Source organism: Blastomonas sp., assembly GCF_041747255.1.
GTDB lineage: Bacteria > Pseudomonadota > Alphaproteobacteria > Sphingomonadales > Sphingomonadaceae > Blastomonas.
The window spans coordinates 1-4,334 of the sequence record NZ_JBGTFM010000299.1 but is presented as its reverse complement, the minus strand read 5'-3'; the positions used below and the strand labels follow the sequence as shown (position 1 = coordinate 4,334).

4 protein-coding genes and 1 pseudogene are annotated in these 4,334 nt (G+C 62.6%); 2 read left to right on the top strand and 3 right to left on the bottom strand.

The window, feature by feature from the left end; genetic code table 11:
- Both ACEW8G_RS10350 and purH read left to right on the top strand, forming a co-directional pair.
- A partial coding sequence (locus ACEW8G_RS10350) for a heparinase II/III family protein (protein ID WP_373488343.1) occupies positions 1–694 on the top strand: 694 nt, incomplete at its 5' end.
- Positions 695–699: 5 nt separating this feature from the next.
- Positions 700–2,289, top strand: a complete 1,590-nt coding sequence (gene purH / locus ACEW8G_RS10345; protein ID WP_373488342.1) for a bifunctional phosphoribosylaminoimidazolecarboxamide formyltransferase/IMP cyclohydrolase — start codon at positions 700–702, stop codon at positions 2,287–2,289.
- Between the two features lie 33 nt (positions 2,290–2,322).
- Here the strand turns inward: purH and ACEW8G_RS10340 are convergent, their stop codons facing one another.
- The 3 genes and pseudogenes from ACEW8G_RS10340 to ACEW8G_RS10330 all read right to left on the bottom strand — a co-directional run.
- Positions 2,323–3,216 carry an energy transducer TonB gene (locus tag ACEW8G_RS10340; protein ID WP_373488341.1) on the bottom strand — a complete coding sequence of 298 codons (894 nt, stop codon included), beginning with the start codon at positions 3,214–3,216 and terminating at the stop codon, positions 2,323–2,325.
- Between the two features lie 57 nt (positions 3,217–3,273).
- On the bottom strand, positions 3,274–4,203 hold the full coding sequence (locus ACEW8G_RS10335) for an electron transfer flavoprotein subunit alpha/FixB family protein (RefSeq protein WP_373488340.1): 930 nt from the start codon (positions 4,201–4,203) through the stop codon (positions 3,274–3,276).
- Positions 4,200–4,334 (bottom strand): annotated as a pseudogene (locus tag ACEW8G_RS10330) (electron transfer flavoprotein subunit beta/FixA family protein); the annotation flags it as partial. The gene ACEW8G_RS10335 and the pseudogene ACEW8G_RS10330, both read right to left, overlap by 4 nt.

The window sequence follows — 4,334 nt, the reverse complement described above, 5'->3', positions numbered from 1 at the left end:
GCTGCTCGCCGATGCGGGCACGCCGCCGGTGGCGCGCCATGCGATCAACGGCTGCGCGTCAACATTGGCGTTCGAGATGAGCCACGCGAGCCACCGGATCATCGTCAATTGCGGCGGCGCGGCGACCCTGGGCGGGGCGGTGCCGCAATCGCTGATCAAGGGGCTGCGCGCCACTGCCGCGCATTCCACCTTGTGCCTTGACGACACCAACAGCACCGCCGTGCTGCCCAAAGGCAAGCTGGGCAAGGGCGTCGGTCTGGTCGAAATCGACCGGCGCGATCTTGACGACGCGGTGCGGCTGGAGATGAGCCATGATGGCTATGCCAAAGCGTTTGGCCTGATCCACCGACGCATCCTGCTGCTGCGCCCCGATGGCCGGGAACTGCGCGGCGAGGACGTGCTGGTGCCCGCCTCGCGGCGCGGCAAGCAACCCGGCGACGTGCCTTATGCGATCCGCTTTCATCTTGGGCTTGATGCAGAGGCGCACCTTGCCAGCGATGGCCTGGGCGTGTTCCTGCGCATCGCTGACGGGTCGCTGTGGCAGTTTCGCTCAATGGGCGACAGCGTCACACTGGAAGACAGTTTATGGGTCGACGAGCACGCTCGGCCCCAGCCCAGCCAGCAAATCGTGCTGTCCGGCACCGCATCAGGCGGCGGCGGCAGCTACGGCTGGCTGCTCAAGCATATGGGATAGCTTAAGTGACCAACGTTGCGATCAAACGCGCGCTGCTTTCCGTCTCGGACAAAAGCGGCCTTGCAGAGCTTGGCGCGGCGCTTGCCGCGCACGGTGTCGAGCTCATTTCAACAGGCGGCACCGCCAAGGCGCTGCGCAATGCGGGGCTTGTCGTCTGCGACATCTCCGAGATCACCGATTTTCCCGAAATGATGGACGGCCGGGTCAAGACCTTGCATCCGATGGTGCACGGCGGGCTGCTCGCGGTGCGCGACAACGCGGAGCATATCGCTGCGATGGAGGCGCACGGCATCGGCGCGATCGATCTGGTGGTGGTCAACCTGTACCCCTTTGCCGCAACCGTCGCCAAGGGCGCGGGGCGTGAAGAGATTATCGAGAACATCGATATCGGCGGCCCCAGCATGTTGCGCTCGGCGGCCAAAAACCATGCCTTCGTGACGATCCTCACTGACCCGGCGGACTATGCGACTCTGACCGCCGAGCTGGACGCCGGCAACGGCGCGACCAGCCTCACCTTCCGCCGCAAGATGGCCGCCAAGGCCTATGCCGCGACAGCGGAGTATGACGCGATGATCGCCAGCTGGTTCGCGCTGGCCGATCAGGGCGAGATCTTCCCCGAGCGTTTGATCGTGCCGTTCCGCAAGGGCCAGGCGCTGCGCTATGGTGAAAACCCGCACCAGCGGGCCGCGCTCTATTTGCCCGCCTTTGCCCCCAACGGATCGCTCGCCGATCACCGGCAGGTGCAGGGCAAGGAGCTGAGCTACAATAATATCAATGATGCCGATGCCGCGCTTGAGCTGATCGCCGAGTTCCGCGATGGCCCGCCCACCGTGGTCATCGTCAAGCACGCCAACCCGTGCGGCGTGGCGAGCGGCGACGATCTGGCCAACGCCTACAAGGCCGCGTTACAATGCGACAGCGTCTCGGCGTTCGGCGGCATCATCGCGGTCAACCGACCGCTCGATGGCGCGACAGCCGAGGCGATCAGCGACATCTTCACCGAAGTGGTCTGCGCGCCTGATGCCGACGACGACGCCAAGGCGGTGTTCGCCAAGAAGAAGAACCTGCGGCTGATCCTGACCGGTGATTTGCCAAATCCCGCGCGCGGCGGCATGGCGCTGCGCACCATCGCGGGCGGCGCGCTGCTGCAGACGCGCGACGATGGCCAGATCACAGCCGCGCAATTGAAGACCGTCACCAAACGCGCGCCCACGGATCAGGAGTTGGCCGATTGCCTGTTCGCCTGGACCGTGGCCAAGCACGTCAAGTCGAACGCCATCGTCTATGCCAAGCACGGCGCCACCGCAGGGATCGGCGCAGGCCAGATGAACCGCCGCGACTCCGCACGCATCGCAGCCGCCAAGGCAGTTGAGGCTGCGGAAACCTATGGCTGGTCCGAACCGCGCACTAAAGGATCATCGGTCGCTTCGGACGCATTCTTCCCCTTCGCCGACGGGTTGCTCGCAGCGGTAGAAGCCGGCGCGACGGCCGTGATCCAGCCGGGTGGATCGATGCGCGACGACGAGGTGATCGCGGCGGCGGATGATGCGGGGCTGGCGATGGTGTTTACGGGAATGCGGCACTTCCGGCATTAACGGGCGTCATCAAAGCGGGGGTTGAATGGCGGGCTAACGAGGCACTTCGAATCTTACCGTATTCGCCCAGTAGGACGCCACCGGCTGACCTGCTGCGTCGAGCGCTGGCAGAAATTTCGCCCGTTTCATAACGGTGGCGCAGACAGCGCGCTGAAACAAATCAGGATTCAAGGTTTGCTGGATGTGGCACTTTGTCGGCTTGCCCGATGTATCGACATCAAGACGAAAGGCAACCAGCCCATTGTTGCCATTCGTCACCGCACTGGCGGGGTAATCGCTCGCCAAGACCCATTTTCCTGGGTTGGCAGCAGGGGTAACAGGTCGCGAAAGGCTCTTGTGCTTTTCGATATCGAGACCCCAAGTGGTGAGCAACTGATCAGTGCAGGTCGTCAGTGCAGCCATCGCATCACCCATTGATCCGGTCTTGAGCCGGAGGGGCTTTCGCAACGGCTCGCCAAATTCGATATACGTGACTGCCGCTTCGCGCGCACTTCCGATCGGTGCGCGATCGACTGTCTTCCAATGATCGTGTTCAGTATCCTTGGCTGCTTCCTTCTCTGGATTCGGCGCGATTCTTACTTGACCCCCTGTTATCAAGCCTGGAACCTTGCCGGGGAATTCAGCCGCAAGGAACGATACCTCTTGGTCCACCTCATCCGGTCCAAAACGCACATGGATTTTGCTGGGACGGTCACGCCAACTGAGGCGACTTCCCCTAAGTGTGATACGGAATGTCTCACCAGGCTGAAAGCGATCAAGAATGAGGATGACTTCGTTGCCATCTGTCCCGAACTGTCTAGCCAGGCGGCACTGATCTTCGGCATAATCAATTTGCCATGGAGAACTTGGCAACAGTTCCAGCGGTCCGTTGCCCGACATTGCCAACGCTGGGAGGCTCACTAGCCCACCAATCATCAGTGCCAGCATGGCAATCCAATTTCTCATCAATTGCATACCCCTAAACAACAGGGGTATGTAATTGCTTTACAGCTTGCCCGTCAACTCCGGCACGGCGCTGAACAGATCTGCCACCAGGCCAATGTCTGCCACCTGAAAGATTGGTGCGTCTTCGTCCTTGTTGATGGCGATGATGGTCTTGCTGTCCTTCATCCCCGCAAGGTGCTGGATCGCGCCGGAGATGCCGATTGCGATATAGACTTCGGGGGCGACGATCTTGCCGGTCTGGCCGACCTGATAGTCATTCGGCACATAGCCTGCGTCAACCGCAGCCCGCGATGCGCCGATGCCTGCGCCCAGCTTGTCGGCCAAGGGTGTGATCACTTCTTCAAACTTCTCGCCCGAGCCCAGCGCGCGGCCGCCCGAGACGATGATCTTGGCGCTGGTCAGTTCGGGGCGCTCGCTCTTGGCGATCTCCGAGCTCACGAAGCTCGACAGCCCGGCTTCGGTCGCGCCGCCGATGGCCTCCACGGTGCCCGATCCGCCTTCGGTCGCGGCCTTTTCAAATGCCGTTCCGCGCACGGTGATCACCAGCTTGGCATCCGACGATTCGACGGTGGCGATGGCGTTGCCGGCATAGATCGGGCGGGTGAAGGTCTTGGGGCCTTCAACCGACAGGATGTCCGAAATCTGCATGACATCAAGCAAGGCTGCGACGCGCGGCGCGATGTTCTTGCCGGTGGTGGTGGCGGGCGCGAGGAACGCGTCGTGATGGCCCATCAGGCTGGCCACCAGCGGCGCGACGTTCTCGGCGAGGGCATTTTCCAGCGTGGCGTCATCGGCCAGATGCACGGTGCTGACACCGGCCACCTTGGCGACCTGATCGGCCACCGCCGCGCAGCCCTTGCCCGCGACCAGCGCGTGCACTTCGCCCAGCTTGCCTGCTGCGGTCACGACCGCAAGTGTAGCATCCTTCATGACCGCATTGTCATGCTCAACCCATACGAGCGTCTTCATGCGCCTACTCCCATTTCCTTGAGCTTGCCGACCAGCGCGTCGACATCAGCCACCTTGATCCCGGCGCTGCGCACTGGCGGCTCGGTCACCTTCAATGTGGTCAGGCGCGGCGTGATATCCACCCCGTAATC

Coding starts and splice junctions, on each gene's coding strand:
- ACEW8G_RS10340 (WP_373488341.1), bottom strand. CDS start 3,216: ATGCTGGCACTGATGATTGGTGGGCTAGTGAGCCTCCCAGCGTTGGCA.
- ACEW8G_RS10335 (WP_373488340.1), bottom strand. CDS start 4,203: ATGAAGACGCTCGTATGGGTTGAGCATGACAATGCGGTCATGAAGGAT.